The sequence below is a fragment of the Streptomyces roseoverticillatus genome, from assembly GCF_000719265.1.
In the GTDB taxonomy this organism is placed as follows: Bacteria; Actinomycetota; Actinomycetes; order Streptomycetales; family Streptomycetaceae; genus Streptomyces; species Streptomyces roseoverticillatus.
In genome coordinates, this window is sequence record NZ_JOFL01000057.1 from 1 (window position 1) to 3522 (window position 3522).

Below are 3522 nucleotides of genomic sequence, written 5' to 3' on the forward strand. Positions count from 1 at the left end.
ACCAGCAGCAGACTCCGCACGCCGTGCTCCGCCACCAGATGACGCGCCACCACACGACCCAGACCACCCGTACCACCGGTGATCAACACCGTGCCGGAGGAACCCCAGACAGGCGTCCGCAGCTCCTGTGCCGGGACCCGGGCCAGCCGGGCCGCGAGAACCTGGCCGTCGCGCACCAGGAGCTGGGGTTCATCCGAAGCGAGGGCCTGCGACAGTACGGACGCATCGGCGCCACCGGCCAGATCCACCAGGACGAAACGGCCGGGGCTCTCCGACTGCGCCGACCGCACCAGACCCCACACAGCGGCACCGGCAAGGTCATCACCGGACACCGCACCCCGCGTCACGAACACCAGCCGCGCATCCGCGAACCGCTCGTCCGCCAGCCACGACTGCACGAGCCCCAACGCCCAGGCAGCCGCAGCATGCACGGATTCCACGGTTTCGGCGGTACCGGCGGCATGGCCGACCAGTACGGCCTCAGGGATGTCGGCTGCGGTGAGGGACTCCAGGTCCGTGGAGACCCGGAGCGGTTCACCGGCCGGACCAGCGTCGAGCGCGACGCGTTCGTCCGTGAGGGGGACGGGTACCCAGTCGAGCGTGAAGAGGGAGTCCCGGCCGCCCCCCGTCCGCAGCCGGCCGGCGGAGACCGGGCGCAGGATCAGCGACTCCACGGAGGCGACCGGCGCACCAGCCGAATCGGCCATCGCGATCGCCATTCCGCTCTCGGCACGGCGGATGCGGACACGAAGCCGCGAGGCGCCGGAGGCGTGGAGAGAAACACCGGTCCAGGAGAACGGGACGCGGCCCTCATCGTCTCCTTCGCCGAGCGCCGACGCGTGGAGCGCCGCGTCGAAGAGGGCCGGGTGCAGACCGTACGCACCACCGTCGACGCCCTCGGGAAGCCGGACCTCGGCGAAGACATCGTCGCCGAGCCGCCACGCGGCCTCCAGGCCCTGGAACGCCGGACCGTAGAAGAATCCGGAGTCCGCGAACCGCTCGTAGCAGCCCGCCGCATCAACGGGCTCGGCACCTGCGGGAGGCCAGGTCGTGGCGTCGAACGCCGGCGGTCGAACACCGCTCGCCAGTGATCCGGCGGCGTGCAGCGTCCAGGGCTCCTCGCCCTCACGCGAGTGCACCGCCACGGCCCGGCGATCCGCGTCGTCCGGCTCACCGACCCACACCTGCACCTGCACACCGGCACCCGAAGCCGGCAGGACGAGAGGCGCGGCGAGCGTCAGTTCCTCCAGCACATCACAGCCCACTTCGTCGGCCGCGCGCAGTGCCAGTTCCACCAATGCCGTCCCCGGCACCAGTACGGAGCCCATCACGACATGGTCAGCCAGCCACGGGTGCGATGAGGCCGAAAGCCGGCCCGTGAACAGCAGGCCGCCCGAGCCTGCCAGCTCCACCGCCGCGCCGAGCAGTGGATGCCCCGCCGACCCCAGACCCGCGAACCGCACGTCTCCGGAGCGCGCCACGCCGCCCGCGGGCCAGAACCGCTCACGCTGGAACGCGTACGTCGGCAGGTCCGCCCACCGGGCACCCGTACCGGCGAACACAGCCGCCCAGTCCACCCCGACACCTTGGACGTACAGCTGAGCCAAGGCCTCCAGGGCCGTCGTGTCCTCGGGCCGGTCCTTGCGCAGCACGGGTGCGAGCACGGCGTCTTCCGTGGTCGACTCCCGGGCCATGGCCGACAGGACGCCGTCCGGGCCGATCTCCAGGAAGCGCGTCACGCCCTCCGCGCTCAGAGCCCGCACGCCGTCCGCGAACCGTACGGCTTCGCGCACATGACGCACCCAGTAGCCGGCCGAGGACAGCTGCCCGGGCTCAGCGACCCGGCCCGTCACGTTCGACACCACCGGCACCACCGGCTCCCCGAACGCCAGCCCCGCCACAACCTCCCGGAACTCGTCCAGCATCGGCTCCATCAGCGGTGAATGGAAAGCGTGCGACACGCGCAACCTGCTGGTCCGGCGTCCCTCGGCTTCGAAGTGCGCCCGGACCGCCTCGACGGCGTTCTCCTCGCCGGAGACCACCACCGACGACGGACCGTTGACCGCCGCGATCGCGATGTCCTCGGTCAGATGCGGCAGCACCTCGGTTTCCGCCGCCTGGACCGCGACCATCGCGCCGCCGGCGGGCAGCGCCTGCATCAGCCGGCCCCGCGCCGCCACCAACGCGCACGCGTCCGCCAGCGAAAACACACCCGCCACATGCGCGGCGGCAACCTCGCCGATGGAGTGTCCGGCGACGAAGTCCGGTCGCACGCCCCAGGACTCCACCAGCCGGAACAACGCCACCTCGATCGCGAACAGCCCGGCCTGTGCGTACGCCGTTCGGTTCAGCAGCTCCGGATCGTCGCCCCAGACGACCTCCCGCACCGGACGCTCCAAGTGCTCGTCCAGCCCGGCACACACCGCGTCGAAGGCCTCCGCGAACACCGGGAACCGGGCATACAGCTCCCGGCCCATCCCCAGCCGCTGCGAACCCTGACCCGAGAACAGGAACGCCGGCTTCCCGGCACTCGCCGTGCCCACGACCACACCGGGGCCGTCCTCGCCGACCGCGACCGTCGACAGGGCGAGCATCACTTCGCTCCGGTCCGTACCCCGCACCACCGCGCGATGGGTGAAGCGCGACCGGCCCACGGCCAGTGAGTAGCCGATGTCCCGCGCGGGCAGCTCGTCGTGGGCCGCCACGAAGGACAGCAGGCGTGCCGCTTGGGCGCGCAGTGCCGCCTCGTTCCTGCCCGAGAGCACCAAGGGCAGCACTCCGGCCTCTGCCGCCGGCGCGTCCTCCACCGCTTCCGCCGGCTCGGGCTGTTCCAGGATGACGTGCGCGTTCGTCCCGCTGACGCCGAAGGATGAGACGCCCGCGCGGCGGCGCTCGGACGCCGGCCACTCGGCCGGTTCGGTGAGGAGCTCTACGGCGCCGGCCGACCAGTCCACGTGCGACGACGGCGCGTCGACGTGCAGGGTCTTCGGCAGGACGCCGTGGTGCATCGCCATCACCATCTTGATCACGCCGGCGACGCCCGAGGCGGCCTGGGCGTGACCGATGTTCGACTTCACCGTGCCGAGGAGCAACGGACGGTCTTCCGCCCGGTCCTGGCCGTACGTGGCGAGCAGTGCCTGGGCCTCGATCGGGTCGCCCAGCGTCGTGCCCGTGCCGTGCGCCTCCACCGCGTCCACATCCGCCGCCGACAACCCGGCGCTCGCCAGCGCCTGACGGATCACCCGCTGCTGCGACGGACCATTCGGCGCCGTCAGACCGTTCGACGCACCGTCCTGGTTCACGGCGCTGCCACGTACGACCGCGAGCACCCGGTGGCCGTTGCGCCGGGCATCCGACAAGCGCTCCAGCACCAGCATGCCCACGCCCTCGCCCCAGCCGACACCGTCGGCCGCGTCCGAGAACGCCTTGCACCGGCCGTCCGCCGACAATCCCCGCTGCCGCGAGAACTCCACGAACGTCGTCGGCGTCGACATCACCGTCACACCACCCGCCAGCGCCAGC

Annotated in this window: 1 protein-coding gene; it reads right to left on the minus strand. The window is 72.0% G+C overall.

What is annotated here, in order from left to right; all coding sequences use genetic code 11:
• A partial coding sequence (locus IF61_RS0131735) for a type I polyketide synthase (protein WP_030370011.1) occupies positions 1-3522 on the minus strand: 3522 nt, incomplete at both ends.